Source organism: Streptomyces sp. NPDC003027, from assembly GCF_053591435.1.
In genome coordinates this window covers 1-26,776 of record NZ_JBSFTU010000031.1, presented here as the reverse complement: position 1 = coordinate 26,776, position 26,776 = coordinate 1, and the positions used below count along the sequence as shown (strand labels likewise).

Annotated in this window: 24 protein-coding genes and 1 riboswitch; of the genes, 8 read left to right on the top strand and 16 right to left on the bottom strand. The window is 71.9% G+C overall.

The window, feature by feature from the left end; translation table 11 throughout:
* The first annotated feature begins 127 nt into the window (after window positions 1-127).
* Window positions 128-343: a hypothetical protein gene (locus tag ACWDX6_RS21615; RefSeq protein ID WP_451486514.1), complete on the top strand. Its 216-nt coding sequence runs from the start codon at window positions 128-130 to the stop codon at window positions 341-343.
* Here ACWDX6_RS21615 and ACWDX6_RS21610 read toward each other — a convergent pair.
* The 3 genes from ACWDX6_RS21610 to ACWDX6_RS21600 all read right to left on the bottom strand — a co-directional run bounded on the left by ACWDX6_RS21610 (window position 306) and on the right by ACWDX6_RS21600 (window position 3,303).
* Complete coding sequence (locus tag ACWDX6_RS21610; protein ID WP_451486513.1) at window positions 306-1,478, bottom strand: acyl-CoA dehydrogenase family protein; 1,173 nt, start codon at window positions 1,476-1,478, stop codon at window positions 306-308. The two genes, ACWDX6_RS21615 and ACWDX6_RS21610, sit on opposite strands and share 38 nt — an antisense overlap.
* Window positions 1,479-1,711: 233 nt before the next feature.
* Window positions 1,712-1,858, bottom strand: a complete 147-nt coding sequence (locus ACWDX6_RS21605; protein ID WP_451486512.1) for an SCO1431 family membrane protein — start codon at window positions 1,856-1,858, stop codon at window positions 1,712-1,714.
* A 74-nt stretch (window positions 1,859-1,932) separates the two neighbouring features.
* Window positions 1,933-3,303 carry a peptidase C39 family protein gene (locus ACWDX6_RS21600; RefSeq protein WP_451486511.1) on the bottom strand — a complete coding sequence of 457 codons (1,371 nt, stop codon included), beginning with the start codon at window positions 3,301-3,303 and terminating at the stop codon, window positions 1,933-1,935.
* A 252-nt stretch (window positions 3,304-3,555) separates the two neighbouring features.
* Between ACWDX6_RS21600 and ACWDX6_RS21595 the strand changes: the two genes are divergently transcribed.
* Both ACWDX6_RS21595 and ACWDX6_RS21590 read left to right on the top strand, forming a co-directional pair.
* Window positions 3,556-4,182, top strand: a complete 627-nt coding sequence (locus tag ACWDX6_RS21595) for a uridine kinase family protein (RefSeq protein WP_451486510.1) — start codon at window positions 3,556-3,558, stop codon at window positions 4,180-4,182.
* A gap of 364 nt (window positions 4,183-4,546) precedes the next feature.
* Window positions 4,547-6,454: an AAA family ATPase gene (locus ACWDX6_RS21590; protein ID WP_451486509.1), complete on the top strand. Its 1,908-nt coding sequence runs from the start codon at window positions 4,547-4,549 to the stop codon at window positions 6,452-6,454.
* Window positions 6,455-6,516: 62 nt separating this feature from the next.
* Here ACWDX6_RS21590 and ACWDX6_RS21585 read toward each other — a convergent pair whose 3' ends face one another.
* The 10 genes from ACWDX6_RS21585 to ribD form a co-directional block, all read right to left on the bottom strand.
* The gene (locus tag ACWDX6_RS21585; protein WP_451486508.1) at window positions 6,517-7,629 is read right to left on the bottom strand and encodes a hemolysin family protein; all 1,113 of its coding nucleotides are present in this window, start codon (window positions 7,627-7,629) and stop codon (window positions 6,517-6,519) included.
* Window positions 7,626-8,966, bottom strand: a complete 1,341-nt coding sequence (locus ACWDX6_RS21580) for a hemolysin family protein (protein WP_451486507.1) — start codon at window positions 8,964-8,966, stop codon at window positions 7,626-7,628. The genes ACWDX6_RS21585 and ACWDX6_RS21580 overlap by 4 nt, the downstream gene beginning before the upstream one ends.
* A 241-nt stretch (window positions 8,967-9,207) precedes the next feature.
* On the bottom strand, window positions 9,208-9,660 hold the full coding sequence (locus ACWDX6_RS21575) for a PH domain-containing protein (RefSeq protein WP_451486506.1): 453 nt from the start codon (window positions 9,658-9,660) through the stop codon (window positions 9,208-9,210).
* A 49-nt stretch (window positions 9,661-9,709) separates the two neighbouring features.
* The gene (gene hisG / locus ACWDX6_RS21570) at window positions 9,710-10,558 is read right to left on the bottom strand and encodes an ATP phosphoribosyltransferase (protein WP_403290582.1); all 849 of its coding nucleotides are present in this window, start codon (window positions 10,556-10,558) and stop codon (window positions 9,710-9,712) included.
* A gap of 47 nt (window positions 10,559-10,605) precedes the next feature.
* Window positions 10,606-10,878, bottom strand: coding sequence for a phosphoribosyl-ATP diphosphatase (locus ACWDX6_RS21565; protein WP_053643769.1), 273 nt, complete (start codon window positions 10,876-10,878; stop codon window positions 10,606-10,608).
* Window positions 10,879-10,912: 34 nt separating this feature from the next.
* The gene (ribH, locus tag ACWDX6_RS21560; protein WP_158985358.1) at window positions 10,913-11,398 is read right to left on the bottom strand and encodes a 6,7-dimethyl-8-ribityllumazine synthase; all 486 of its coding nucleotides are present in this window, start codon (window positions 11,396-11,398) and stop codon (window positions 10,913-10,915) included.
* Window positions 11,399-11,432: 34 nt separating this feature from the next.
* On the bottom strand, window positions 11,433-12,761 hold the full coding sequence (locus tag ACWDX6_RS21555; RefSeq protein WP_451486505.1) for a bifunctional 3,4-dihydroxy-2-butanone-4-phosphate synthase/GTP cyclohydrolase II: 1,329 nt from the start codon (window positions 12,759-12,761) through the stop codon (window positions 11,433-11,435).
* Window positions 12,758-13,348, bottom strand: coding sequence for a nicotinamide mononucleotide transporter family protein (locus ACWDX6_RS21550; RefSeq protein WP_451486548.1), 591 nt, complete (start codon window positions 13,346-13,348; stop codon window positions 12,758-12,760). The genes ACWDX6_RS21555 and ACWDX6_RS21550 overlap by 4 nt, the downstream gene beginning before the upstream one ends.
* A gap of 44 nt (window positions 13,349-13,392) precedes the next feature.
* Window positions 13,393-14,001: a riboflavin synthase gene (locus tag ACWDX6_RS21545; RefSeq protein WP_451486504.1), complete on the bottom strand. Its 609-nt coding sequence runs from the start codon at window positions 13,999-14,001 to the stop codon at window positions 13,393-13,395.
* 2 nt (window positions 14,002-14,003) lie between these two features.
* Window positions 14,004-15,092, bottom strand: coding sequence for a bifunctional diaminohydroxyphosphoribosylaminopyrimidine deaminase/5-amino-6-(5-phosphoribosylamino)uracil reductase RibD (ribD, locus tag ACWDX6_RS21540; protein WP_451486503.1), 1,089 nt, complete (start codon window positions 15,090-15,092; stop codon window positions 14,004-14,006).
* A gap of 175 nt (window positions 15,093-15,267) precedes the next feature.
* Window positions 15,268-15,397: riboswitch (FMN riboswitch) on the bottom strand.
* Between the two features lie 255 nt (window positions 15,398-15,652).
* Here ribD and ACWDX6_RS21535 point away from each other — a divergent pair.
* Window positions 15,653-18,019, top strand: coding sequence for a chitinase C-terminal domain-containing protein (locus ACWDX6_RS21535; RefSeq protein WP_451486502.1), 2,367 nt, complete (start codon window positions 15,653-15,655; stop codon window positions 18,017-18,019).
* 210 nt (window positions 18,020-18,229) lie between these two features.
* Entirely contained in the window at window positions 18,230-18,985 is a 756-nt protein-coding gene (locus ACWDX6_RS21530) for an SDR family oxidoreductase (protein ID WP_451486501.1), read from the top strand.
* Window positions 18,986-19,064: 79 nt separating this feature from the next.
* On the opposite strand, the gene ACWDX6_RS21525 is transcribed toward ACWDX6_RS21530, so the two are convergent.
* A complete protein-coding gene (locus ACWDX6_RS21525; protein ID WP_451486500.1) occupies window positions 19,065-20,198 on the bottom strand; it encodes an ROK family transcriptional regulator in 1,134 nt (377 codons plus the stop codon).
* A gap of 109 nt (window positions 20,199-20,307) precedes the next feature.
* Between ACWDX6_RS21525 and ACWDX6_RS21520 the strand changes: the two genes are divergently transcribed.
* The 3 genes from ACWDX6_RS21520 (at window position 20,308) to ACWDX6_RS21510 (ending at window position 23,924) form a co-directional block, all read left to right on the top strand.
* A complete protein-coding gene (locus tag ACWDX6_RS21520; RefSeq protein WP_451486499.1) occupies window positions 20,308-21,528 on the top strand; it encodes an MFS transporter in 1,221 nt (406 codons plus the stop codon).
* 112 nt (window positions 21,529-21,640) lie between these two features.
* Window positions 21,641-23,041 (top strand): uracil-xanthine permease family protein, encoded by a 1,401-nt coding sequence (locus tag ACWDX6_RS21515; RefSeq protein WP_451486498.1) that lies wholly within the window; start codon window positions 21,641-21,643, stop codon window positions 23,039-23,041.
* Between the two features lie 124 nt (window positions 23,042-23,165).
* Window positions 23,166-23,924, top strand: coding sequence for a DUF5995 family protein (locus ACWDX6_RS21510; RefSeq protein WP_451486497.1), 759 nt, complete (start codon window positions 23,166-23,168; stop codon window positions 23,922-23,924).
* 55 nt (window positions 23,925-23,979) lie between these two features.
* Here the strand turns inward: ACWDX6_RS21510 and ACWDX6_RS21505 are convergent, their stop codons facing one another.
* Both ACWDX6_RS21505 and ACWDX6_RS21500 read right to left on the bottom strand, forming a co-directional pair.
* Window positions 23,980-25,689 (bottom strand): flavin monoamine oxidase family protein, encoded by a 1,710-nt coding sequence (locus ACWDX6_RS21505; protein ID WP_451486496.1) that lies wholly within the window; start codon window positions 25,687-25,689, stop codon window positions 23,980-23,982.
* Window positions 25,690-25,744: 55 nt separating this feature from the next.
* Entirely contained in the window at window positions 25,745-26,551 is an 807-nt protein-coding gene (locus ACWDX6_RS21500; protein WP_451486495.1) for a carbon-nitrogen hydrolase family protein, read from the bottom strand.
* Window positions 26,552-26,776 lie beyond the last annotated feature (225 nt).

Sequence of the window (26,776 nt, the reverse complement as noted above, 5' to 3'; positions counted from 1 at the left end):
TGACCCCGGACGGGCGGGTCGCGTTGGGCCGGTCATGACGTCCGTGCACACCGCCCCGAGCACCTACGGAAGACGGCGGCTCACCGAGCCTCGCCTTGAAGAATCGGTTCCGCGCGCGGCTCCGCACGTGGTTCCCCACCCGGTTCCGCACCTGGTTGCGCACCTCACCGACCCGCCGATCTACCAGGCGCTGCTCCGCCAGTGGGCCAGCCACGGCCGGACCCTGCCCGGCCGCAACGACCAGGAGTGGAACCGGCTGGCCGCCGCGCCGGTCTGGGCCGACCGCACGGTGCGCGTGAGCGGTGTCAGCGGGACTCTGGTCCGACGAGGTGACGCGCGATGACCATCCGCTGGATCTGATTGGTCCCCTCGACGATCTGCAGCATCTTCGCCTCCCGCATGTAGCGCTCCACCGGGAAGTCCGCTGTGTAGCCGTAGCCGCCGAGGACCTGGACCGCGTCCGTGGTGATCGCCATCGCCGCGTCCGTGCAGAACAGCTTCGCCATCGCGGCCTGCCGTCCGAACGGCCGGCCCTCGTCACGCAGCCGCGCCGCCTCCAGATACAGCGCCCGGCCCGCCTCGATCCGGGTCGCCATGTCGGCGAGCAGGAAGCGCAAGCCCTGGAAGTCGGCGATCGGCCGGCCGAACTGCCGTCGCTCACGGGCGTACGCGACGGCCTCGTCGAGCGCGGCCTGGGCGAGCCCCACCGCACAGGCCGCGATCCCGAGACGGCCGGATTCCAGGGCGGACAGCGCGATGGCGAACCCCTGCCCCTCCTCGCCGATCCGGCGCGCGTCGGGGATCCGCACCCCGTCGAAGTGCAGCTGGGCCGTGGGCGAGCCCTTCATGCCCATCTTCCGCTCGGGCGCCGCGGCGCTCAGCCCCTCGGCGTCCCCCGGCACCAGGAACGCCGTGATGCCCTTGGGCCCCTCGCTGCCGGTCCGGGCCATGACCGTGCAGAAGTCGGCGATCCCGCCATGGGTGATCCACGCCTTGGTGCCGGTCAGCACCCACGCGTCGCCGTCCCGGACCGCCTTGGTCCGCAGGGAGGCCGCGTCGGAGCCGGAGGCCGGTTCCGAGAGGCAGTAGGCGCCGAGGAGGCCGCCGCCGAGCATGGCGGGCAGATGGGCGGCGCGCTGCTCCTTCGTACCGAAACCGGCGAGGGCGTGGCAGGACAGGGTGTGGACGCTGGCACCGAGGCCGACGGTGAGCCGGGCGGCGGCGAGTTCTTCGAGAACCTGGAGGTAGACGGCGTAGGGCTGGTCGCCGCCGCCGTACTCGGAGTCGTACGGAAGGCCGAGCAGCCCGGAGGCGGAGAGCAGCGAGAAGAGCTCGCGGGGGAAGTGGCCGGCTTCCTCCTCCTCGGCGGCGTGGGGCGCGATCTCCCGCTCGGCGATGTCACGGACCAGGGCGAGCAGATCCTCGGCCTCCTCCGTGGGCAGCCTGCGGTCCACCGTCTGCGGGGCGCGGTCGGGCATGGCGGCGCACTCCTCCCTGTCGGGGGCTGCGGCGGCGCGGGCCGGGGTCGGGCGACGCACCGCCGTCGGTCTGCGCCGATGCTCCCCCGGGCGGATCACGCGAGGGGGCGCCCGGCGCCCGTGGCGGAGGGAGTATGCCCATTCGGCGGGCCCCGGTCACTCCGCGCCTTCTCGTGGTCGCCGGCCCCCTCAGGCGCCGTCGCCCGTCCAGGCCGCCGGGCATGAGGGGACCGTCACATCAGCCCGACCTGCGTGACGAACATGGCGAGCACGACGACCAGGGTCCAGCCCAGGACGTGCTCGAGCAGCTTGGGTCCGTTGTCCTCGGGGCCGCCGGTACGGGCGCGGGCGCGGGCGGCGGAGTGGGTGATGGCGGTCATGGCCACCACAGTGCCAGCGACGGCGGCTCCGGGGTAGAGACGTTCCTCACGGCCCCCGGGCCCGCGGGCGCGGGTCACCGGATGCCGACGGCCGCCAATGCCTTGCGCTGGGCGGGTGTCGGGCGGTCGGGGAAGTAGAGGTAGCACACCCCTCCTGTGCCGGAGACCACTTTGCCGCTCGCGTTGTAGCGCTTGGTGCGGAGCCAGATGTTCTCCCACTCGCGCCGCTTGTAGACGCGGCGCACGGCCTCGTTGTTCGGCGAGGCCGGGTCGTTGGCGATCACGTCGCCGTCCGCGGTGAAGCCGATGACGGTCATGAGGTGGCCGGCGGTGCCGTAACCGGCTCCGGTCAGCTCCTCCTTGCGGAAGGACTGCGAGGTGATGGCCGGGATGCCCGCCCTGATCAGGGTCTCCAGATCGGTGAGCGAGCGCAGCCGGGTGACCACGGCGTTCATGTCCGGGTAGGTGGCGGCGTAGGCGGTGTTGAAGGGCCAGTTGCCGCACCCCTCGTACTGGTAGTCGAAGGTGAAACGGGCCGCGTGGCAGACCTGGGGGTCGGCGAAGGCCGGGTCCACCCAGGCGAGGTCCTCCGCGCTGGGGCGGCGCCCCCAGTACTCGATGATCATCTGCGAGGAGGTCGGGCTGCACCATGCCTCGCCGCCGTTGTCGTACTCCGGGTACTGGCCGACGTGGGTGTTCTGTGAGTAGCGCGGGACGGCCAGCTCGCGGACGAGTCCGGGCACGGAGGCGGGGACGGTGAACCGGTCCGGGATGTCGGACGCCATCGCGCCGAGCCGCCACACCGTCGGCGTGGACGTGGTGCCAGGGGTCCGGTGGAGCGTCAGCCGGAGCTGGTACGAGGCCAGGCGCAGCCCGCTCGCGGCGTCGTCGACGGCGAAGGTGTCGGTCCATACGGAGCTCCGGCCGTCGCTCTGGTCGTCGACCGAGGTGCGCCGGATGTCGCCGTCCCCGTCTCCGGAGGCCCAGCGGCCCATCACGAACCACGGGGTGGCGGTGGCGTCGTTGTACGTGCCGCGCAGCTCGATCTGGATCCAGGTGCCGGGCGGGGTGTCGGCGTTCCAGGAGGCGATGACCTCGGTGGCGGGGACGGTGGAGGTGTGGACCGGGGAGGTCCAGCTCGCGTACTCCCAGGCGGAGGTCGTGCCGGTGTGCGGGTCGGTGTAGTCGGTGCGGCCGGCGGGGCTCGCGATCACCAGGCCGGGGCGGTGGCCGGCGACGGCCCGGGTGCCCGCGGCGCTGCCGGAGCGCCAGTCGGTGTACGAGGTCCAGAAGCGGTTGTCCACGAGGGCGGGCGCGTGGACGTGGGCCGTGTCCGCGGTGTCGCGGACCAGGGCGGCCGCGGGTGCCGCGGAGGCCGCGGCCGTACCCGCGGCGGCCGCGAGGGCGGCGGCGAGAACGGTTCTGCGCGGGGTGGAGCTGGTCATGGGCGGTGACCCCCAGTCGAGAACGGTGATGGCGAACGAACGGGGCCGCGGGTGCGCGGCCGGGTGGTGCCGTGCGGGTGGGGCGCGGGGACAACTATCGCGGCTCGTGAAGCGCCTCTGCCAGCGATTCGCCCCGCGTCGGCCGACCAATATTGGTCGAGACCGGTGACGAGAGCAGCCGCGTGACCTGCGGACACGACCTGGCCGACACGCACCGGGCGAGGCTTTGCGGACACGTTCTAGGCTGACGGCATGGACTGCCTCGACCGCGCCGCCTCCCAACTGCGCCGCCTGCCCCCGTCCTGCGGGCCGGTGCGGCTGATCGCGGTCGACGGGCACGCGGGTTCCGGGAAGTCGACCTTCGCCGGCCGGCTCGCCGCGCGACTGGCGGCGCCGGTCCTGCACCTCGACGACCTCGCCACGCACGAGGAGCTCTTCGCCTGGACGGAACGGATGCGGGACCAGGTGATCGGGCCGTTCTCGCGGGGTGAGGCCGCGCTGTATCACCCGTACGACTGGAATCTGCGGGCCTTCGGTCCGCCGCGCGCACTGCCCCCGGCGCCGGTCGTCCTCATCGAGGGCGTCGGGGCGGGCAGGCGCGCGCTGCGGCCGTGTCTCGCCGCGCTGCTGTGGATGGACCGGGGGGCGGAGGAGTCCTGGTCGCGGGGACGGCACCGGGACGGACCGGCCCTGTCGGCCTTCTGGGACGGCTGGACGGTGGCGGAGACTCGCCATTTCGACGAGGACCCCTCACGGCCCTTCGCCGACACCTTGGTACGGGAGTGTCAGGAGGGCTACGCATGGCTTCCCGGGCCTTCAGTGACAGCAGGCCCGAACCAGATCATCACGCACCGTCACGACGCTCGACCGGTGAACTGAGTAACCGGAAACCGGCTTCCGCAAGTCCCCCAACTCGGCTTGACCCAAGGGGCGTACAGGTCTTACGTTCTCATTGTGCGGCTTTTCGGAGCCGCCGCGGACACGAAGCCCCCGGTTGTTCCCCCGTGATCGGGGGCTTCGTTCTGCCCTGATCATCCCGTTCCCCGGCCGGCCGTCACCGCCCTGTGCTCACCCAGGGTCACCGCCGCCGGATCATGCGCTTCTCCTACGTCGCGTCCCCTCTGCGCAGGTACGATGCCCTTCGGTGCGGTCAAATCCCGTCCGCGAGAAGGCGGTTGTGTACGGCTTCCGGCGGGCGTCCGCCCGCCGGGACGGCAACGGGGCGCGTGTTGTGGGGGACCCGATGGACATCGGTACTCAGGGCGGACAGGCCCCGGCCGAGCTCGCCTGGCTGCGGGGAGTCGACGCCTACACGATGGGCGCCTATCCGCAGGCGGAGGAGGAGTTCCGGACGGCGGTACGCATCGATCCCGGGATGGCGGACGGCTGGCTCGGGCTGCACGCGCTGCGGGTGGACACCACCACGGCGCTGCTGCGGATGTACCGCAACCGCGACCGGTTCGGCGAGCAGCGGGCCCGCCACCGCCGGACCCTGAACTCCTGGTACTGGCTCGGCTGGTGGGTGCAGCCCGTCCTGGAGACCCCGCGGGACCTGCTCCTGGCCCACGCCTCGCACTGGCTGGACGGACGCCATGTGCCCGAGCTGGACCGGGCGCTCGCGGGCCTTCCCCCGGTCGACACCGACCCCCAGGTGCGCTTCCTGCACGCCTGCCGGTCCTACCTGGTCAAGGACTGGGACCAGTTGGTCCGGCACACCGAGACGCTGGTGGACGATCCGCTGCTCGGGATCGAGGCGGGTCTCTTCGGCGGGATGGCCCGGGTCCGTCTGGAGATGTACAGCCAGGCCGAACCGCTGCTCTCGGCGGCTCTGATGCGCTGCCGCAGCGAGCAGCCGCAGCGCAAGGAGCTGCGCTACTGGCTGGCCAGGGCGCACGAGGGAACCGGTCGCAGCGCCGCCGCGCTGCCGCTCTACCGGGCCGTGCACCGCATCGATCCGGCGTTCATGGACACGGCCGCCCGTCTGGCGGCGATCACCGAGTACGACGGTTTCGAGGGGGCGGAGGACCCCGCCGGGCTGGCCTCGGTGACCCTCGGCGGTCTGGGCCAGGACGCGGTCGGCGGGACCCAGGGCGATCCGGAGAGCCCGGTGGCCGACGGAGTGCGGCTGGACACGGAGCCCCCGCCGCCCCCCGCTCCGGCCGCTCCCACCGGCCCGCCCGAACCGCCGGACGCCGTACGGCAGAAGGCGTCGCTCCCGCCCCAGCCGACGCCCCCGCGCTTCCCCGCCAGTCCGACCGACCCGGCCCTGCTCGCCGAGGCGCTCGCCGAGCTGGAGCGCATGGTCGGGATGGAGCCGGTGAAGCGGCAGGTCAAGGCGTTGTCGGCGCAGCTGGAGATGGCGCGGCTACGGGCCGGGCAGGGCCTGCCCGTACAGCCGCCGAAACGTCACTTTGTCTTCTCCGGCCCCTCGGGCACCGGGAAGACCACCGTCGCCCGGATTCTGGGCCGGGTCTTCTACGCCCTCGGCCTGCTCGGCGGCGATCACCTCGTGGAGGCCCAGCGGGCGGATCTCGTCGGGGAGTTCCTCGGACAGACCGCGGTCAAGGCGAACGAGCTGATCGACTCGGCGGTCGGCGGGGTCCTCTTCGTCGACGAGGCGTACTCGCTCTCCAACACCGGCTACAGCAAGGGCGACGCGTACGGCGACGAGGCGCTTCAGGTGCTGCTGAAGCGGGCGGAGGACAACCGGGACCACCTGGTCGTGATCCTGGCGGGCTACCCCGAGGGCATGGACCGGCTGCTCGCCACCAACCCCGGGCTGTCCTCGCGTTTCACGACCCGGGTGGACTTCCCCTCGTACCGCCCAGGAGAACTCACCGCGATCGGCGAGGTCCTGGCGGCGGCGAACGGGGACTGCTGGGACGAGGAGGCGCTGGACGAGCTGCGCTCGATCAGCGGCCATGTCGTCGAGCAGGGCTGGATCGACGAGCTGGGCAACGGCCGCTTCCTGCGGACGCTGTACGAGAAGTCCTGCGCGTACCGCGACCTCCGTCTCTCCGGCTACCCCGGTACCCCGACCCGCGAGGACCTGGCCACGCTCCGGCTGGCCGACCTGATGCAGGCGTACGGCGAGGTCCTCTCGGGCCGCGGCCCCTCGGCCCGGGGCTCCCAGGAGCCACCGGGCCTGTGACCCGGCCGGGTGCCGGCCGGCACCCGGGCACCCGGGCCCCCACGGGTGGGCCTGCGGCCATGTCAGCCGGCCAGCACCCCCGCCGACCGCTCCGGGCGGGGATCCCTGGCCGGCCGGGCCGCGGGCGCCCGGTAGGCGGGGGCGGGCGCGGGCGCGCGGTGGGACGGGTCGCGGACCTCGCCCACCAGCATCTCCAGGACGTCCTCCAGGGCCACCAGTCCGAGGACGCGGCCCGAGCCGTCCGCGACCTGGGCGAGGTGGGTGGCCGCGCGGCGCATCACGGTCAGGGCGTCGTCGAGCGGCAGCTCGGGGCGGAGCGTCGCCATGGGGCGCCAGATCTGCTGCGGCACCGCCCGCTCGCGCTCCTCCAGCTCCAGGACGTCCTTGACGTGCACGAACCCGAGGTACGTCCCACTCCCTTCGGCGCACACGGGGAAGCGCGAGTAGCCGGTGCGGACGGTCAGCTCCTCGATCTCGCGCGGGGTGACGTCCGGGGTGACCGTCACCAGCGCCGCCGGGCCCATGAGCACGTCCGTCACCGGGCGGCTGCCCAGTTCGAGGGCGTCCTCCAGACGCTCCTGCTCGGCCGGGTCGAGCAGTCCGGCCTGCCCCGCGTCCTCCACCAGGCGTCCGAGCTGGACGCTGGTGAAGACGGCCTCGACCTCGTCCTTGGGTTCCACCTCGAAGGCGCGCAGGATCAGCCGGGAGCAGGCGCCGAGCGCGGTGGTCACCGGCCGGCAGATCCTGGCGAAGCCGACCAGGGCGGGGCCGAGCCAGAGCGCCGTCCGCTCGGGCGCCGCCATCGCGAGGTTCTTCGGCACCATCTCGCCGATGACGAGATGGAGGAAGACGACCGCGGCGAGGGCCACGACGTACCCGAGCGGATGGATCAGGCCCTCCGGCACCCGTACGGCGTGGAAGAGCGGTTCGAGGAGTCGTGCCACCGTCGGCTCGGCGACCGCGCCGAGCGTCAACGAGCAGACGGTGATGCCGAACTGTGCCGCCGCCATCATCTGCGGCAGGTTCTCCAGGCCGTACAGCACCTGGCGGGCCCGGGTGCCGCCGAGCGGCTCGATCTGGCTGCGGCGTACCGAGACGAGCGCGAACTCGGCGCCGACGAAGAAGCCGTTGGCCACCACGAGAAGGACGGCGAACAGCAGCGGGAGCAGGCTCATCGGACGGCCTCCGGCACCAGGGGCAGCGTGGCCGTGCGCACGATCCGTACGCGCGCGGCGCGATAGCGGTCGACCTGCCGTACGGAGAGCCGCCAGCCGGGCAGCTCGGCCCGGTCCCCGGGCGCGGGAATGCGGCCCAGGAGGTCGGCGACGAGCCCGGCGACCGTCTCGTACGGGCCTTCGGGCACGTCGACTCCTATCCGGTGCAGGGTGTGCACTCGGCAGGAGCCGTCGGCGTCCCAGGCGGGGCTGCCGTCGTCGGCGGTGACGGCGGTCAGCTCGGGCCGCTCGTCGGAGGCGGTGTCGTGCTCGTCGCGGACCTCGCCGACGAGCTCTTCCACGATGTCCTCCAGGGTGACCACCCCGGCGGTGCCGCCGTACTCGTCGACGACGACGGCGATCGGCTGTTCGCGGCGCAGCCGCTCCAGGAGCGCCTGGGCCGGCAGCGTCTCGGGGACGAGCAGCGGCGGGACGACGATCCGGCCCACGGGGGTGCGCGGCCGCACGTGCGGGGGCACGGCGAGCGCGTCCTTGAGATGGACCATGCCGACGATCTCGTCGATGCGTTCGCGGTACACCGGGAAACGGGAAAGGCCGGTCGCCCGGGTGAGGTTGAGGACGTCGGCCGCGGTGGCGTCGGTCTGCAGGGCGCTCACCTTCACCCGAGGGGTCATGAGGTGCTGTGCGGTGAGCCCGCCCAGCGTCAGGGTGCGGACGAACAGGTCGGCCGTGTCCTGTTCCAGCGCGCCCGCCCGGGCCGAGTGCCGGGCCAGGGCGACCAGCTCACCGGGGGTACGGACGGAGTCCAGCTCCTCGGTGGGCTCCACGCCCAGGAGCCGGACCAGCCGGTTGGCGACCCGGTTGAGCAGGGCGATCACCGGCCGGAAGACGGACGAGAAGAGGTGCTGCGGGCCGGCCACGAACCGGGCCACCTGGAGCGGCCGGGAGACCGCCCAGTTCTTGGGCACGAGTTCGCCGACCACCATCTGGACGGCGGAGGCGAGCAGCATCCCGATCACGACCGACACCCCGGGGACGACGCTCCGGGGCAGTCCGGTCCAGGTCAGCGGCGGGCCGAGGAGCCGGGCGAGCGCGGGCTCGGCGAGCATGCCGACGACGAGCGAGGTGAGGGTGATGCCGAGCTGGGTGCCGGAGAGCTGGAAGGACAGCTCACGCAGCGCCTTGACGACTCTGCGGGCGCGCCGGTCGCCGTCGGCCGCGGCCCGTTCGGCGTCGGCGCGTTCCACGGTGACGAGACCGAACTCGGCCGCCACGAAGAAGCCGTTGGCGAGGATCAGGAGAAAGGCCGCGGTGAGCAGCAGGAGGGGGATGATCATGCCGCCGCCTCCGTGGAGAGGGCGGCGCGGGTACTACCGGACGATCCGTCCATTGCCGGAGGGAGTCACTCCTCGGGTCGCAGGGAGGGCCCCGCGGGCCGCGGTCGCGGCCCCGCACATGCGAGGCGGTGGTGCCGCTCGGCACCACCGCCTCCAGAGTAATCACGCCGACCGGGCCCGGGGCAGGGGGTCGGCCCCGTATGGGCGACCCTCGGGTGTGGTGGGCGGGTGTACGTTCGGGTCAGCCGGCGTCCGGACCGGTGCCGCGCGCCTCGGCGAGGGCGCGCAGGGCGCGGGCGTCGCGGATGGCCTGCTGCTTGGCGATTCCCGGCTGGATGCCGAGCGCGGGCATGCTCGTGCCGTCGCTCAGGTCGAGGAAGACCCAGGGGTCGCCCGGCCGGAGGTTGACCCGCAGGATCTCGGCCCACGCCAGTCGGCGTGTCCGGGTGATGTTGACGACGGTGACGCCGCCGTCGTCGGCGACGACCTTGGGGCGGCTGAGCAGCGCGAGGACGCCGAGGAAGAGGGCCGCGGTGAAGACGAAGCTGGCCCGCTCCCCCGGGCCGAGGTTCTCCAGCATCAGCGCGACGGCGGTGATGACGGCGAACATCACCGTCCCCACGATCAGCAGGACCGCGCGGGTGCGGCCCGGCCGGAAGGTGACCGGGAGGGTGGGCGTCGTTGACTCGGACATCGTGGTTCCTTCGTGCCTCATGCCTCGTGCCTCGCCTCGGCCGTCGTCGTCAGAGACGGCAGGCGTGGATGGCCGTCGTCAGGATGGCGCGGGCACCCAGTTCGTACAGGTCGTCCATGATCCGCTGCGCCTCCTTGGCCGGGACCATGGCCCGGACCGCGACCCAGCCCTCGTTGTGCAGGGGCGAGATCGTCGGCGACTCCAGGCCCGGGGTGAGCGCGACCGCCTGCTCCAGGTGCTCGGCGCGGCAGTCGTAGTCCATCATCACGTACGAGCGGGCGACGAGGACACCCTGGAGGCGGCGGAGGAACTGCTGCACCTGGGGGTGGTCGGCCTCGGCGCCGTTGCGCCGGATGACGACGGCCTCGGACTTGAGGATGGGCTCGCCGACGACTTCCAGACCGGCGTTGCGCAGGCTGGTGCCGGTCTCGACGACGTCCGCGATGATCTGGGCGACGCCCAGCTGGATCGCGGTCTCGACCGCGCCGTCCAGGTGGACGACGGAGGCGTCGATGCCCTGGTCGGCGAGGTGCTTGGCGACGATTCCCTCGTACGAGGTAGCGATGGTCATGCCGCCGAAGTCCTCGGGGCCGTTCGCGGTGCCGGGGCGGGTGGCGTAGCGGAACGTCGAGCGGCCGAAGTTCAGCGGGAGGATCTCCTCCGCGTTGGCTCCGGAGTCCAGCAGCAGGTCACGGCCGGTGATGCCGATGTCCAGCTTGCCGGAGGCGACGTAGATCGCGATGTCCTTCGGCCGCAGGTAGAAGAACTCGACTTCGTTGTCGGGGTCGATGACGACGAGTTCCTTGGACTCCTTGCGCTGGCGGTAGCCGGCCTCATGGAGCATCTCCGACGCAGGTCCGGAGAGGGAACCCTTGTTGGGGACGGCGATGCGCAGCATGGGGTGGGCTTCCTTTGCGTGGGAGTGTCAGGGTGAGCGGGCTGGGCTCAGAGGTGGGCGTAGACGTCGTCGAGCGAGATCCCGCGGGCGACCATCATCACCTGGACGTGGTACAGCAGCTGCGAGATCTCCTCGGCGGCGGCTTCCTTGCCCTCGTACTCGGCGGCCATCCAGACCTCGGCGGCCTCTTCGACGACCTTCTTGCCGATGGCATGGACTCCCTTGTCCACCAGTTCCGCGGTGCGGGAGGTGGCCGGGTCGCCGTTCTCGGCCTTGAGCTTGAGCTCGGCGAAGAGCTCTTCGAAGGTTTTGTTCGCCATGATGTCCTAAGAGTACGGGGTAAGGGTCACGTACTTAGCGCCAGGGTTCGCTGACCGTGCGCAGTGTGGTCGCGGTGGCGACGGCGGCGGTGACGGCCTCGTGGCCCTTGTCCTCGCTGGATCCTTCGAGGCCGGCCCGGTCGAGGGCCTGCTCCTCGTTGTCGACGGTCAGGACGCCGAATCCGACGGGTACGCCGGTGTCGATCGAGACCTGGGTGAGGCCGTGGGTGACGCCCTGGCACACGTACTCGAAGTGCGGCGTTCCGCCGCGGATGACGACGCCGAGGGCGACGATGGCATCGTAGCCGCGACCGGCGAGTACCTTCGCCACCACCGGCAGCTCGAAGCTTCCGGGGACGCGCAGCAGCGTCGGCTCGTCGATGCCGAGCTCGTGCAGGGCGCGCAGGGCGCCGTCGACGAGTCCGTCCATGATCTTCTCGTGCCACTGCGCCGCGACGACCGCGACCCTGAGGTCGCCGCAGTTCTTCACGCTGAGGACGGGTGCGCCCTTGCCGCTCATGTCTCTCCTTGCTCGCCTTGCTGTACGGGGTGACTTACTGGTTGCCGCAGGTGGAGGCGGAGGCGCCGTCCAGCCAGGGCAGGTCGTGCCCCATCCGGTCCCGCTTGGTGCGCAGGTAGTGGAGGTTGTGCTCGCCGGCCTGGACCGGCATGGGCTCGCGGCCCTCGACCCGCAGGCCGTACCGGGTGAGGGCGGCGGTCTTCTCGGGGTTGTTGGTCATCAGCCGCAGGCTGCGGACGCCGAGGTCGACGAGGATCTGCGCCCCGGCGGCGTAGTCGCGGGCGTCGGCCGGCAGGCCGAGCTCCAGATTGGCGTCGAGGGTGTCCCGGCCGCGTTCCTGGAGTTCGTACGCGCGCAGCTTGGAGAGCAGGCCGATGCCCCGGCCCTCGTGTCCGCGCAGATAGACCACGACGCCGCGGCCGTCCTCGGTGATCCGGTCCATGGAGGCCTGTAGCTGGGGGCCGCAGTCGCAGCGCAGCGAGTGGAAGATGTCGCCGGTCAGGCACTCGGAGTGGACCCGGACCAGGACGTCCTCACCGTCGCCGATCTCGCCGTGGACGAGGGCGACGTGCTCGACGCCGTCGACGATGGAGCGGTAGCCGTACGCGGTGAACTCGCCGTGCGCGGTGGGCAGCTGGACCTCGGCCTCGCGGCGGACCGTCGGCTCGGCGGAGCGGCGGTAGGCGACGAGATCCTCGATCGAAATGATCGTGAGGCCGTGCTTGCGGGCGAACGGGACGAGCTCGGGCAGCCGCAGCATCACGCCGTCCTCGCCGGCGATCTCGACGATCGCGCCGGCCGGCCGCAGGCCCGCGAGGCGGGCGAGGTCGACGGCGGCCTCGGTGTGGCCGTTGCGGACGAGGACGCCGCCGGCCTTGGCGCGCAGCGGGAAGATGTGGCCGGGGCGGACGAAGTCGGACGGCTCGTAGGTGCCGCTCGCCAGCATCTGGAGGGTGGTGGCGCGGTCGGCGGCGGAGATGCCGGTGGTCACGCCGTGGGCGGGGGCCGCGTCGACGGAGACGGTGAAGGCCGTGCGCATCGACTCGGTGTTGTGCTCGACCATCTGCGGGAGCTGGAGGCGCTGGAGCTCCTCGTCCTCCATGGGGGCGCAGATCAGGCCGCGGCACTCGGTCATCATGAAGGCGACGATCTCGGGGGTGGCCTTCTCGGCGGCGATGACGAGGTCGCCCTCGTTCTCGCGGTCCTCGTCGTCGACGACGACGACGGGCCGGCCGGCGGCGATGTCGCGGATGGCCTGCTCGACGGGGTCGAGGGAGAGGTCGGCGGCGTCCCACAGGGAAGTCGGGGGGGCTGCGCGCGGCGCATCGTTCAGGGTGGTGGCGGGTGACGGGCGGGAGCTCATGTGAGGGCTCCTTCCAGAGCGGGAGCCGTACGCGTCCGGAGCCACCAGTCGCGCAGGCCCCAGATGACGAGGGCGAAGTAGATGACGTAGACCAGGCCGGAGAAGGCGAGTCCGCTGGAGAAGGCGAGGGGTACGCCGACCAGGTCGACGAGGAGCCAGGCGAACCAGAACTCGACCAGGCCGCGGGCCTGGGCGACCATCGCCACGAGCGTGCCGACGAAGATGTACGCGTCGGCCCACGGGCTCCAGGAGAGCGACGGGTAGAGGGTGAACAGGCCGCCGACCGCGAGGGTGCCGAGGACGGCGCCGGCGAGAAGGAGGCCGCGCTCCTTCCAGGTGGCGAAGCGGACGGCGATGGAGCCGTCCTGGGCCTGCCGCCGGCCGCGGTTCCACTGCCACCAGCCCCAGGCGGCGACGGCGATGACCAGGAGCTGCTTGCCGACACCGCCGCTGAGGTGGGCGGAGGCGTAGGCGCCGACGAGGACGACGCCGGAGAGCAGCTGCGCGGGCCAGGTGAGGATGGAGCGGCGCCAGCCGAGCGCGAGGGCGATCAGGCCGATCGTGTTGCCGATCATGTCGGACCACATGATGTGCTGACCGAAGGCGCTGAAGGCCTCGGAGTTGAGCCAGCTCACTTCGCGTTCTCCCGGGCTTCCGAGCCGAGCAGTCGCTCGACGTACTTGGCGATGACGTCGACCTCGAGGTTGACCGGGTCGCCGGGCCGCTTGATGCCGAGCGTGGTCAGGGCGAGGGTGGTGGGGATGAGGCTGACGGTGAACCAGTCGGCGGCGGCCTCCACGACGGTGAGGCTGACGCCGTCGACCGTGATCGAGCCCTTCTCGACGACGTACCGGGAGAGGTGGGCCGGCAGGGCGACCTTGACGATCTCCCAGTGCTCGGACGGCGTGCGGTCCAGGACGGTGCCGGTGCCGTCGACATGGCCCTGGACGATGTGTCCGCCGAGGCGGTCGCCGACGGCCATGGGCCGTTCCAGGTTGACCCGGGAGCCGACGTCGAGCGCGCCGAGCGAGGAGCGCAGAAGCGTCTCGGCCATCACATCGGCGGTGAACTCGCCGTCGCCGGACTCGACGACCGTGAGGCAGACACCGTTGACGGCGATGGAGTCGCCGTGCTTGGCGCCTTCCGTGACCAGGGGGCCGCGCAGACGGAAGCGGGAGGCGTCCGCCAGCTTCTCGACGGCGGTGACCTCACCCAGTTCTTCGACGATTCCGGTGAACACGCTCAGGCTCCCTTGAGGGTGGCAGTGATACGAAGGTCGGGGCCGACGGGGACGGTCTCGCTGACGTCGAGCCGCAACGCGTCGGTGATGGTGGTGATTCCTGCGTCGGCGAGGGCGTTCGGTCCCGCGCCGAGGAGGAGCGGGGCGAGATAGCCGACGACCTGGTCGACGGCGCCCGCGCGGACAAAGGCGCCGGCCAGCGTCGGCCCGCCTTCGAGGAGGACGGAGCGGACGCCCCGCTGGTGGAGGGCCGCGAGGAGTTCGGGGATGTCGAGGCCGCCGCCGGGTGCGCGGGAGAGCCGCCAGGTCTCGGGGAAGTGCCTGGTCTCCTCCTGGAGCACGTCCTCGGCCACGGCGATCACGGTGCGAGCGGCGTCGTCGAGGACCCGGGCGCCCGGCTTCACGGCGCTCGCCTCGGTGTCGACGACGACCCGCAGGGGCTGGACGGCCCCCTCGACGCCCCGTACCGCCAGATGGGGGTCGTCGGCGCGGGCGGTTCCGGAGCCGACCACGACGGCGTCGGCCTCGGCGCGCAGCCGGTGGACGTCGGCCCGGGACTCGGCTGAGGTGATCCAGCGGGAGCTGCCGTCGGCGGCGGCGATCCGGCCGTCGAGGGTGGCGGCGTACTTCCACCGTACGAAGGGCCGGCCGAGGCGTACGGAGGTGAGCCAGGCGATGTTGCCCGCCTCCGCCTCGTCCGCCAGGAGGCCCTGCGAGACCTCCACGCCGGCTGCTCGCAGGGTGTCCGCACCACCTGTGGCCTGGGGGTTCGGGTCGCCGACGGCGTAGACGACCCGGCTGATCCCGGCCTCGGTGAGGGCCTGGGCGCAGGGGCCGGTGCGACCGGTGTGGTTGCAGGGTTCGAGGGTGACGTAGGCGGTGCCGCCGCGGGCGAGGACGCCGGCCGCGCGCAGGGCGTGGATCTCGGCGTGCGGTCCGCCGGCGCGCTGATGGAAGCCCTCGCCGACCTGGTGTCCGGAGGCGTCGAGGATGACGCAGCCGACGACCGGGTTGGGGCTGGTGGAGCCGAGACCGCGGGCGGCGAGCGCGATCGCTCGGCGCATGGCGGTGATGTCGGCCTGCGTGGCCACCGGGTCCTCCTGCCTCTTCGGGCACGGACTCCGGGGCCTGTCGATGACGACAGAGAGCGGCACAACACCTCGCGGGGGACGCCGAGGCCGAATACGCCGATGGCCGTCGGACGCCGGAGGTCCGGCGTCGGCGACCAGCGGAATACGGCCGGCGCGCCCGTGAAGGGGTCGCCCGCCGCGCACTGCCTCCCATCCGGACTTTCACCGTCGGTCCAGGAATCCCACCTGGTCAACCGGCCGCTGGCTGCGGACGGGTCGCGGACTATACCGCCGGTTCGGAATTACACCGACCCCGGAGTGCGCTGCTGCTGATACAGGGCCAGTGTGCCACGGACGGTCGTGGGCCATGCGGGTGGAGCCCTGTGGGCTGACTCACAGGGGGTCGCGACCTCCGCCGAACCCCTCCAGTTGGTACAGACCTATTGACGCACTGGTCTAGTCCTCTTAATCTCCGTGTCACCTCCGAGGTACCGGCCCGCCGGTGTGCGCACTCCACGGGCCCAACACGACCCACCCCCTTGTTCGTTGTGTTCTGTCCTACCTCCCAGGAGGAACCGATCGTGTTGTCCCCCACGAAGACGAGAGCCTCGCTGCTCGCGTCCGGTGCGGCCGTCGCCGGGCTGCTGATCAGCTCGCTCTCCGGGGGCGTCTCGTACGCCGCCGACAACGAGAGCTGCCGGCCGGACGGTCTGTACAAGACCCCCGGCGTCGACGTCCCGTACTGCTCGGTCTACGACACCGAGGGCCGCGAGAAGATGGGCGCGGACCACCAGCGCCGGGTCATCGGCTACTTCACCGGCTGGCGGACCGGCAAGAACGGCGAGCCCGCCTACCTCGCCCACGACATCCCCTGGGACAAGGTCACCCACGTCAACTACGCCTTCGGGCACGTCGGTCCGGACAACAAGCTGTCGGTGGGCACGGACGGGCCGAACAACGCGGCCACCGGAATGACCTGGCCGGGTGTCGCCGGCGCGGAGATGGACCCCGCCTTCGCCTACAAGGGCCACTTCAATCTGCTCAACAAGTTCAAGAAGCGGCACCCGGACGTCAAGACGCTGATCTCGGTCGGTGGCTGGGCGGAGACCGGCGGCTACTTCGACGACAACGGAACCCGGGTGAACTCCGGCGGCTTCTACTCGATGGCCACCAACGCCGACGGTTCGGTCAACCAGGCCGGGATCGACACGTTCGCGGACTCGGCCGTCGCCTTCATCAAGAAGTACGGCTTCAACGGCGTCGACATCGACTACGAGTACCCGACGACGATGAAGGACGCGGGCAACCCGCTCGACTGGCAGCTCTCCAACGCCCGCCGCGCGGGGCTGGTCAAGGGCTACGACGCGCTGATGAAGTCGCTGCGCGAGAAGCTCGACCGGGCCGGCGCCGCCGACGGCAGGCACTACCTGCTGACCGTCGCCGCGCCCTCCTCCGGCTATCTGCTGCGCGGCATGGAGACGTACCAGATGCAGCGGTACCTGGACTACGTCAACATCATGTCCTACGACCTGCACGGCGCCTGGAACGAGTACGTCGGCCCCAACGCCTCGCTCTTCGACGACGGCAAGGACGCGGAGCTGGCCGCCGCCAACGTCTACGGCTCCTCGCAGTACGGCGGCATCGGCTACCTCAACACCGACTGGGCGTACCACTACTTCCGCGGCTCCATGCCGGCCGGCCGGATCAACATCGGCCTGCCCTACTACACCCGCGGCCACAAGAACGTGCAGGGCGGCACGGACGGACTGTGGGGCAAGGCGGCCGCGACGACCTGCCCGGCGGGCTCGGGGCTGACCAAGTGCGGTGACGGCGCGGTCGGCATCGACAACCTGTGGCACGACAAGGACACCAACGGTGCCGAGTCCCCGGCCGGCTCCAATCCGATGTGGCACGCCAAGAACCTGGAGAAGGGGATCGTCGGCGACTACGTCACGCGGTACGGATTCCCGGCGGGCACCACGCTGACCGGCACCTACGCCCGCAAGTACGACTCGACGCTGGTCGCGCCGTGGCTGTGGAACGCGCAGAAGAAGGTCTTCCTCTCCACGGAGGACGAGCAGTCGGTGGCCGCCAAGGCGGACTACGTGGTCGACCGCGGCATCGGCGGCACCATGGTCTGGGAGATGGCCGGCGACTACGACTGGAACGCCGCCAAGGGCCAGTACGAGATGGGTGACACGCTCACCTCGCTGATGTACGACAAGTTCAAGGCGGCCACGCCGTACGGCGCGAAGACGTCCAACGCCACGCTGCCCACCCGGGCCGTGGACATCAGGACGGAGTTCACCGAGTTCAAGCTGGGCGACTCCAACTACCCGATCACCCCCAAGATCAAGATCACCAACCGCACCGCGACCACGCTGCCGGGCGGCACGGAGTTCCGGTTCGACTACGCGACGGCCGCGCCGGGCAACGCCTCCGACCAGTCCGGTTTCGGTACGAAGGTGATCAGCAGCGACCACACGGGCAACAACGTGGGCGGGCTGAAGGGCGACTTCCACCGGGTGTCCCTGAAGCTGCCGGCCTGGCAGTCGCTGGCCCCGGGCGCGAGCGTCGACCTGGCGTTCAACTACTACCTGCCGGTCTCCACGCCGTCGAACTGGACGGTGAACATCGGCGGTACGACGTACGCGCTCGCCGGTGACCTGGCGCGCGGGACCACGGTGGTGGAGCCGGGCGGCTCGACCCCGACGCCGACCCCCACGCCCACGCCCACACCCACACCCACCAACCCGACGCCGACGCCGACGCCGACGAACCCGGGCGGCAGCTGCACCGCGCCGGCGTACGTGGCCGGCACGGTCTACAACGGCGGCTCGCTCGTCTCCCACAAGGGCCGCACCTGGAAGGCACAGTGGTGGACGCAGAACGAGGAGCCGGGCACGACCGGCGAGTGGGGCGTCTGGAGGGACCAGGGCGCCTGCTGACCCTCCTCCGCGAAAGAACGCCCGGCGGCGGTTCTCACGGCCCTTGCCGCCGCCGGGTCCCCGGCCCGTCGTCACGGGTCCCGGCCTCCTCCGGCAGGCCGGTCCCGTGGCGGCGGGCCGTCTCGGCGCGGCGGCCGATGTCACATTCGGAGGACGCCGTGCGTTCATAGCCTCGACAGCGTGCACACACCGCGAGGGGACGAAGCAGCGATGACCACGATTCTGGTGACCGGCGGTACGGGGACACTCGGCCGGCTCGTCGTCGAACGGCTGACGGCGGACGGGCACGACGTACGGGTGCTGAGCCGGCACTCCCGGCCGTACGCCGTCGATCTGCGGGCCGGCGGGCCCGGCCTCGACACCGCCCTGGACGGTGTGGACACCGTCGTGCACTGCGCCACGGCGCCACGCGGCGACGAGGACGCGGCCCGGCAGCTGATCGCCGCGGCGCGGCGGGCCGGGGTCGGGCACCTGGTCTACATCTCGATCGTCGGCGTGGACCGCGTCCCGCTGGGCTACTACAGGACGAAGCTGGCCGTGGAACGGCTCGTGGAGGAGTCCGGGCTCGGCTGGACGGTGCTGCGGACGACGCAGTTCCACGACCTGGTCCTCTCGATCGTGCGGGGCGCGGCGCGGCTGCCGGTCATGCCGGTGCCGTCGGGAATCTCCTCCCAGCCGATCGAGACCGCCGAGGTCGCCGACCGCCTGGCCGAGCTGGCGACCGCGGCTCCGGCCGGGCGTGTCCCGGACATGGGCGGCCCGGAGGTGCTGTCGTTCGGGGAGTTCGCCGACCTGTACCTGCGGGCGTCGGGGCGACGGCGGCTCCGGGTGCCGCTCCCGCTTCCGGGCGGCGTGGCGCGGGCACTGCGCGAGGGCGGCAACCTCACCCCGGAGCGGGCGGTGGGGAAGGGCACGTTCGCCGAGTTCCTCGCCAGGACGGAGCGCGCCCGGCAGGGCACGCCGTAAGGCCCGCTGCCTCGCGCCGCACGGGCGGTCTTGGGGCACGCCGTAAGACCCTCTGCCCCGCCGCACCGCAGGGCCTCGGTCAGGCGCCGGCCGGGAAGAGGGCGTCCTGGGCGGCGTCGCGGGCGGCCAGGAGAGCGCCCTGGAGGACCGCCGTGTCACCGAGGGCGGTGGGGCGGACCTCGGTCCGCAGGGGGGACAGGGCCGTGAGCCGCTTCTCCACGCGGGCCGCCAGGGCGGCGCCGCCCGCGTGGCCGGTCTCGCCGCCGAGGACGACGCAGCCCGGGTCCAGGACCGAGACGACGGCGGCGGCGCCGACGGCGAGGCGGTCCGCGAGGGCGTCGAGGAAGGGTCCGTCGCCCGAGGCGAGGGCCGTACGCGGCTCCAGGCCGTGCCGGACGGCCAGCACGTCGACGGCCGCGACGCAGACCAGCTCGTGGAAGCCGCCCGCGCAGTCGGTCGCCGAGGGCAGCCCCGAGGTGCCGGGGACCGGCAGAAAGCCGATCTCCCCCGCCCCGCCCGAGGCTCCGCGGCGCAGCCGGCCGTCCAGGACGACGGCCGCGCCGACCCCCTGGCCGAGCCAGAGCAGGACGAAGGTGTCACAGTCCCGCACGGCGCCCAGCCGCTGCTCGGCGACGGCCGCCAGATTGGTCTCGTTCTCCACCAGCACGGTCGCGGGAAGCCGTTCCTGGAGCGCCGGGACGAGCCGCCGGTGCCAGGCCGGCAGCCCGGAGGAGTCGTGCAGTTCCCCGGTCGCCGGGTCGATGAGGCCGGGCGCGCCGATGCCGACGCTGTGCAGCGCGCCGACGCCCGCCTCCTTCGCCGTGCGTTCGAGGAGGGCGACCGCCCGCTCGACGGCGGGCTCCGTACCCGTGCCCTCCCCGATCGGCAGGGTCGCCTCGGCCAGCGTGGTGCCGAGCAGGTCGGCGACGACGACGGAGACGGACCGGGTCCGCACGTCGAGGGCGGCGAGATGGGCGCGGTCGGCGACGATCCCGTACAGCTTGGCGTTCGGGCCGCGCCGCTGCGCTCCTGACTCCCCCACGACCCGGACGAGACCGGCACCCTGGAGCCGTTCGACGAGGTCGGCGACGGTCGGCCGGGAGAGTCCGGTCAGCGTCTTGAGCTGAGTCGCCGTCAGCGGCCCCTCGTCCTGGAGCAGTCGCAGGGCGAGCCGGTCGTTGATGGCCCGGGCGGTGCTCGGAGATGCGGGCATGCCGGGATCCTCTCAGACTTCAGGTGGCGCCCACTATTTATCAGGCAGGGTTCCTGATAGTTTACGGCGGCACCAGCAGCGTAGCGAGAGTGACAGCCGGGGAGGGCCCATGGCGGGCGAGACCGTCTTCAGTACCGAGCGCCTGCGGCGGGCCCGTTTCGCCGTCGCCGCCGTCTTCTGCGTCCATGGCGCCGTCACCGGCAGTTTCGCCACCCGCATCCCCTGGATCCAGGACCACGCGGGCGTCGGCGCCGGTCAGCTCGGCCTCGCCCTCGCCTTCCCCGCCATCGGCGCCTCGCTCGCGATGCCCGTGGCCGGCGCGATCAGCCACCGCTTCGGCGCCCGCCCCGCGCTGCGCGGACTGCTCGCCCTGTGGACGCTCTCCCTGACCCTGCCCTCGCTCGCCCCGAACATCTACGGGCTGTGCGCGGCGCTCTTCGTCTTCGGCGCCACGGCCGGCATGTCCGACGTGGCGATGAACGCCCTCGGTGTCGAGGTCGAGAACCGGCTCGGCAAGTCGATCATGTCCAGTCTGCACGGCATGTGGAGCGCGGGCGCGCTCATCGGCTCGGCCGCGGGCACCGTCGCCGCCCATCTCGGCGGGGACGCCCGGCTCCACCATCTGATCGCCGCCCTCGTTCTGACCGCCCTCGGTCTCGCCCTCTGCCAGGGCGTGCCCGATCTGCGGAGCACTCCCGACCAGGAACCGCCGCCGCGCTTCTCCCTGCCGTCGAAGTCCGCGCTGGTCATCGGAGCGATCGGGTTCTGCGGGGTCTTCGCCGAGGGCGCCAGCCTGGACTGGTCGGCGGTCTATCTGAAGGACGAGCTGGGCTCGTCGGCCGGTGTCGCGGCCGCCTCGACCACCGCGTTCGCGCTGACCATGGCCGTCGCCCGGCTGGTCGGCGACCGGGTGGTGGACCGGTTCGGCGCCGTACGGACGGTACGGGTCGGCGGCGTCGCGGCCACGCTCGGCGGGCTGCTCGTGGTGTTCGCCCCGCACGCCGCCCTCGCCATGGCCGGTTTCGGTCTCATCGGCCTCGGTGTCGCGGTCGTCGTCCCGCTCGCCTTCGCCGCGGCCGGGCGCAGCGGTCCCAACCCCAGCCAGGCCATCGCGGGCGTCGCCACCATCACGTACACCTCGGGCCTGATCGCCCCTTCGGCGATCGGCGGGATCGCCGACGCGACCTCGCTGATGTTCTCCTTCGGCCTGGTCACACTGCTGGCCTTCGGCCTGGTGCTCGGCGCCGGGGTGCTCCGGCCGGGGGCCCGGGCCGCGACCGCCCCGGCCACGAGCGACAGCCCGGCGGCGAGCTCGGGGAAGGTCTCGTAGACCTCTCGCCGGACCCCGGTGACCAGCGGCGCATTACCATGTGGCTGATCTTTTTCGGCTGATGTCTCGCGCGGCGAACCGGCCACCGTCACCGGAGAACTGGAGCGACCCCATGAACCTCGGCGTGCGATGGACCCTGCACGGCGACGGCAGGACACCCGCTCCGGGAGCCGTGGTCCGGCCGGACGAGCGCCTCTCCTGGCCCCGTACGGCCGGACTCGGCGCCCAGCACGTGGTGGCCATGTTCGGCGCGTCCTTCGTCGCCCCGGTCCTCATGGGACTCGATCCGAACCTCGCGATCATGATGTCCGGCGTGGCGACGGTGATCTTCCTGCTCGCCACTCGGGGCACGGTCCCCAGCTACCTCGGCTGCTCGCTCTCCTTCGTCGGCGTCGCCGCCGCCATCCGGGCCTCCGGAGGCAGCAGCGCCACCGTCACCGGCGCGGTCCTCGTCGTCGGCGCGGCGCTGTTCCTGGCGGGTCTGGCCGTACGGAGGTTCGGCGCGCGGATCATCCACGCGGCGATGCCCCCGATCGTCACCGGCGCCGTCGTCATGCTGATCGGCTTCAATCTCGCCCCGGTCACCGCCGCCACCTACTGGCCGCAGGACCAGTGGACGGCGCTGCTCGTGATGGTGTTCACCGGGCTCGCCGTCGTCTGCCTGCGCGGTTTCTGGTCGCGCGTCGCGATCTTCCTCGGCCTGATCTTCGGCTACGCCGTCTCCTGGGTCTTCGACCTGGTCTTCGGCAAGATCCACTCGATGTCCCCGGGCGGCCAGGTCACCGATCACTGGCGGCTCGACCTCTCCGGTGTCGCCAAGGCCGACTGGATCGGCCTGCCGTCGTTCCACGGCCCCAGCTTCGAATGGTCGGCGATCCTGGTCGCGCTGCCCGTCGTGATCGCCCTGATCGCCGAGAACGCCGGCCATGTCAAAGCCGTCGGCGAGATGACCGGCGACCCGCTGGACGACAAGCTCGGCACCGCGATCGCCGCGGACGGCGCCGCCTCGGTGCTCTCCACCGCCGTGGGCGGCCCGCCCAACACCACGTACTCCGAGAACATCGGCGTCATGGCCGCCACCCGCGTCTACTCCACCGCCGCCTACTGGGCCGCGGCCGGCTTCGCGCTGCTCTTCGGCCTCTGCCCCAAGTTCGGAGCGGTCGTCGCGGCGATCCCGGGCGGTGTGCTCGGCGGCATCACGGTGATCCTCTACGGCATGATCGGCCTGCTCGGCGCCCAGATCTGGATCAACGCCGACGTCGATCTGCGCAACCCACTCAACCTGGTGCCGGCCGCGGCGGGCATCATCATCGGGGTCGGCGGGGTGAAGCTCACCTTCACCGACACCTTCGAGCTCGGCGGGATCGCCCTCGGCACCCTCGTCGTGATCACCGGCTACCACGTGCTGCGGGCCTTCGCCCCGGCGCACATGAAGGGCCGGGAGCCCCTGCTGGACTCCGGCACCAGCTCGTACGAGAGCACGTCCGACGAAGAGCCCGCCACCAAGGCGTAGGGCCTCTCGTCCCGATCATGCCGGGCTCGCGAGCCCCGGCGCCTCGCCCAGCCGCGTTCGCCCGTTCTGGGGAAGCCGGGTCCGGGGAGTTCCCACCGGGCCCGGCTGCTGGAACGCTGCCCTCATGGCGCAGACCCAGCAGATCGGCATCCACCGGCTCGACGGCGAGCGGATCGGTGACGAACAGATCGGGACCGAAGGGATCGGGCCCTTCACGGCGGTCGACCCGGTGGTGGACCGGATGCGGGCCATCCGGTCGGCCTGGCATCCCACCGACGGTGTCGCGGTCTTCAACCGTGTCTATCTGACGGTGACGGAGGAGATCGGCCACGCCATCGAGGCGGGCACCTTCGCGGACCGGCGGGCCGCCGCGACCCTCGACGTCCGCTTCGCCGAGCGCTATCTCTCGGTGGTCGACGCCGTCGCCGGGGGAAGGCCGGCCCCGGCCTGCTGGCGGCCGCTCTTCAGCTACCGGCGGCATCCCGGCGTACGGCCGCTCCAGTTCGCGCTGGCCGGCATCAACGCGCACATCGGCCACGACCTGGCGCTCGCCGTGGTCGACACGTGCCAGGCGCTGGACTGCGCGCCGAAGGAGCTGGAGGACGAGTTCGACCGCGTCGGCGACATTCTCGTCCTGCTGGAGGAGCGCATCCGCGAGGAACTGATGCCGGGCCCGGACCTCCTGGAGGTCACGGACCCGCTCACGCATCTGCTCGGCTGCTGGAGCCTGGACCGGGCCCGCGACGGGGCCTGGCTCGCCGCCCGCTCGCTGTGGCAGCTGCGGGGGCTGCCCGACCTGGCCGAGGAGTTCTCCGAACGCCTCGACCGGTCGGTGGGTCTGGTGGGGCGGATGCTGCTGACGCCGCTCGCACCGTGCGGCTGACCGCTCTCGCGGCCGCTCGCGCACCGATGCTGTCCGCCCCACTCCCCCAACGGCGTCAGTCCTCCGGAAGTTCCACCGGCGCGATCTCGTCGTAGACGTCGCCGGGGCCCGGGTTGGTGGCGTCGGTGGCGCCTCCGAAGTGGTGCATCACGCCCCACACCGCGTTGAGGGCGGTCTGGACGGCGCCCTCGGCCCAGCCGGCCGTCCAGGAGATGTCGTCACCCGCGAGGAAGATGCCCCGCTTGTCCTCCGGCAGCCGGTCCTGCATGAAGTGCGTGAACAGACGGCGCTGGTAGCGGTAGTGGCCCGGCAGGTTCGCCTTGAAGGCGCCCATGAAGTAGGGCTCGTTCTCCCAGGAGACCGTCACCGGGTTGCCGATGATGTGCTTCCGGATGTCGACCTTCGGGTAGATCTCGCCGAGCGACTTCAGCATGACCTCCATCCGCTCGTTCGCGGACAGCGGCAGCCACTTCAGGCTGTCGTCGCACCACGTGTACGAGAGGCAGATGACGGCCGGCTTGTCCGGGCCGTCGTCCAGGAGGTACGTCCCCCGGGTCATCCGGTCGGTCAGCGTCATCGACATGACGTCACGGCCGGTCGGATTTCCCCTGTCGTCGACGGCCTTGTCCAGCCAGAACGGCCGGTCCACCGGCACGAAGAGCTTCGAGGACTCCATGTAGTGGGTGCGCTCGATCGCCGTCCAGTGGTCGATCGGGAAGAGCGAGTCGTCACAGGCGATCTTGGACAGCAGCATCCAGGACTGCGCGGTGAAGATCGCCGCCGGGTACGTACGGATGTCGCCGGAGGCGTCCGTGACGGTGATCCGGTTGCCCGCCGTGCGGTTCAGCCGGGTCACGGCCGGCTTCGGGGCGCCGCCGTGGAGCGAGGAGAGCGAGGTGCCCTGCGCCCAGTGGACGATCTTCTCCGGCTCGCGCTCCCACAGGCGCAGCGGCAGCTGCTGGGAGCCGCCCACGATGCCGCGGTGGTGGTCGTCGGCCTCGGTGTAGACGACCCGGAGGATCTCCAGGATGGAGTTGGGGAAGTCGGTGTCCCAGCCGCCGGTGCCGAAGCCGACCTGGCCGAAGATCTCGCGGTGCCGGAAGGACTTGAACGCCTCCGACTCGCACAGGAAGCCGTAGAAGGTCTGGTTGTCGAGCTTCTCGACGAGCTTGGCCCAGATCTCGCGGATGCGCGGGACGTCGCGCTCGCGCATGGCCTGGTTCATGTCGGAGAAGTCGGCACCCTCTTCCAGGCACTTGTTCCAGGCCGCGGCGACGTCGCGGTAGACCTGCGGGAGGTCGTCGACGGTCTCGGCGTAGTGCGACTCGCCCTTGAGGTCGACGACGGTCGACGGGGTCGACTCGGCGAGCGGGTTCGGGAACGGCCGCGTCTCCAGGCCCACCAGGTCGATGTAGTGCTGGAACGCGGTGGAGGACGGCGGGAAGCGCATCGCGCCCATCTCGGCGGTCAGCCCGTCGGTGCCGGTGCCCTCGAAGCCGACGGTCCGCAGCCGGCCGCCGATCTGGTCGGCCTCGTACACGACGGGCTTGAGGCCCATCTTCATCAGCTCGTAGGCGGCGATGATGCCGGAGAGCCCGCCGCCGATGACGGCGACCTCGGTGCCGTGCTCGGTCGCGGGTATCTGGCCGAGCCCGGCCGGGTGGGCCAGGTAGTCGTCGTAGGCGTACGGGAAGTCCGGACCGAACATGGTGATCGGCGGCTGCGCGTCGGTGTGCTGGACGGCGGTGGGCACCGTGGACGTCATGGGGTACGGACTCCTTGCACGGAAAAGACTGGGGAGGGGTGGAGAGGGGGACGGCTCAGACGAGGGAGCCGTAGAGGCCGGGGCGGCGGTCGCGCAGGTACGGGTTGTTCTCGCGGGAGGCCGCCAGGAAGTCGGGGTCGACGTCGCCGACCACCAGGTCCTCGCCCCGGCCGGCGCGGGCCCGGGCGGTGCCGTCGGGGCCGGCGAGCGTGGAGAGGCCGACGAACTCGAACTCGCCCTCGGGGCCCGTCCGGTTCACGTACGCCACGTACATCTGGTTCTCGAAGGCGCGCACCGGGACGACGGACTCGGCGACGAACTGGAAGGGGTGCATCTGCGCGGTCGGGACGACGAGGAGGTCGGTACCGGCCAGGGCGTGCGAGCGGACGTTCTCCGGGAACTCGACGTCGTAGCAGATCATGATGCCGAGCCGGACGCCGTCGAGCTCCGCCTGCGTGACGGTGTGCTCGCCGGGGGTGAACCACTTCTGCTCGAAGCAGCCGAAGAGGTGGGTCTTCCGGTAGTTCGCCAGGCGGCTGCCGTCGGCGCCGATGACCTGGGCGCTGTTGTACAGGACCCCGTGCCGCTCGGTGTCGCGCTCCGGGTAGCCGTACGCGATCGCCAGTCCGTGGCGGACGGCGAGCGCGACGATCGCCTGCGCGGAGGGGCCGTCGGCGGGCTCGGCGAGCCGGGGAACGTCCTCCCCGATCGCGTACCCGGTGAGGAAGAGCTCGGGGGCGATCAGCAGACGGGCGCCGGTGGCCGCGGCGCGGGCGGCGGCCGCGTCGAGGACGGCGAGATTGGCGGCCACGTCACCAGGCTGTCCGGAGCTCTGGAGCAGGGCGGTGCGCAGCGGCGGCATCGGCAGACCTCGCGTGAAAAAGGGTGGAAGGAAGACGTCAAAACCGTACGGTTCCGCACGGGCCGGGGACAAGGCGCGACCGTTGCGGACCAACCGTCGAACCGTTGCGTGATCGTCGAGCGTCACGGCGATTCGTTGCGCGACTCCGTCCCGGCGGCGCCGCGCCGAGGGCGTGCCGACGCGAAAGGCGGGGTGGTGCGGACCCCTGGGGGGGGGACCACCCCC

What these genes read in the sequence shown, in the direction of transcription:
- ACWDX6_RS21610 (WP_451486513.1), bottom strand. Translation starts at nt 1,478, where the DNA reads ATGCCCGACCGCGCCCCGCAGACGGTGGACCGCAGGCTGCCCACGGAG.
- ACWDX6_RS21595 (WP_451486510.1), top strand. Translation starts at nt 3,556, where the DNA reads ATGGACTGCCTCGACCGCGCCGCCTCCCAACTGCGCCGCCTGCCCCCG.
- ACWDX6_RS21515 (WP_451486498.1), top strand. Translation starts at nt 21,641, where the DNA reads ATGAACCTCGGCGTGCGATGGACCCTGCACGGCGACGGCAGGACACCC.
- ACWDX6_RS21520 (WP_451486499.1), top strand. Translation starts at nt 20,308, where the DNA reads ATGGCGGGCGAGACCGTCTTCAGTACCGAGCGCCTGCGGCGGGCCCGT.
- ACWDX6_RS21555 (WP_451486505.1), bottom strand. Translation starts at nt 12,761, where the DNA reads ATGAGCTCCCGCCCGTCACCCGCCACCACCCTGAACGATGCGCCGCGC.
- ACWDX6_RS21605 (WP_451486512.1), bottom strand. Translation starts at nt 1,858, where the DNA reads ATGACCGCCATCACCCACTCCGCCGCCCGCGCCCGCGCCCGTACCGGC.
- ACWDX6_RS21550 (WP_451486548.1), bottom strand. Translation starts at nt 13,348, where the DNA reads ATGTGGTCCGACATGATCGGCAACACGATCGGCCTGATCGCCCTCGCG.
- ACWDX6_RS21575 (WP_451486506.1), bottom strand. Translation starts at nt 9,660, where the DNA reads ATGTCCGAGTCAACGACGCCCACCCTCCCGGTCACCTTCCGGCCGGGC.
- ribH (WP_158985358.1), bottom strand. Translation starts at nt 11,398, where the DNA reads ATGAGCGGCAAGGGCGCACCCGTCCTCAGCGTGAAGAACTGCGGCGAC.
- ACWDX6_RS21530 (WP_451486501.1), top strand. Translation starts at nt 18,230, where the DNA reads ATGACCACGATTCTGGTGACCGGCGGTACGGGGACACTCGGCCGGCTC.
- ACWDX6_RS21565 (WP_053643769.1), bottom strand. Translation starts at nt 10,878, where the DNA reads ATGGCGAACAAAACCTTCGAAGAGCTCTTCGCCGAGCTCAAGCTCAAG.
- hisG (WP_403290582.1), bottom strand. Translation starts at nt 10,558, where the DNA reads ATGCTGCGCATCGCCGTCCCCAACAAGGGTTCCCTCTCCGGACCTGCG.
- ACWDX6_RS21525 (WP_451486500.1), bottom strand. Translation starts at nt 20,198, where the DNA reads ATGCCCGCATCTCCGAGCACCGCCCGGGCCATCAACGACCGGCTCGCC.
- ACWDX6_RS21505 (WP_451486496.1), bottom strand. Translation starts at nt 25,689, where the DNA reads ATGACGTCCACGGTGCCCACCGCCGTCCAGCACACCGACGCGCAGCCG.
- ACWDX6_RS21585 (WP_451486508.1), bottom strand. Translation starts at nt 7,629, where the DNA reads ATGAGCCTGCTCCCGCTGCTGTTCGCCGTCCTTCTCGTGGTGGCCAAC.
- ACWDX6_RS21590 (WP_451486509.1), top strand. Translation starts at nt 4,547, where the DNA reads ATGGACATCGGTACTCAGGGCGGACAGGCCCCGGCCGAGCTCGCCTGG.
- ACWDX6_RS21510 (WP_451486497.1), top strand. Translation starts at nt 23,166, where the DNA reads ATGGCGCAGACCCAGCAGATCGGCATCCACCGGCTCGACGGCGAGCGG.
- ACWDX6_RS21500 (WP_451486495.1), bottom strand. Translation starts at nt 26,551, where the DNA reads ATGCCGCCGCTGCGCACCGCCCTGCTCCAGAGCTCCGGACAGCCTGGT.
- ACWDX6_RS21580 (WP_451486507.1), bottom strand. Translation starts at nt 8,966, where the DNA reads ATGATCATCCCCCTCCTGCTGCTCACCGCGGCCTTTCTCCTGATCCTC.
- ACWDX6_RS21600 (WP_451486511.1), bottom strand. Translation starts at nt 3,303, where the DNA reads ATGACCAGCTCCACCCCGCGCAGAACCGTTCTCGCCGCCGCCCTCGCG.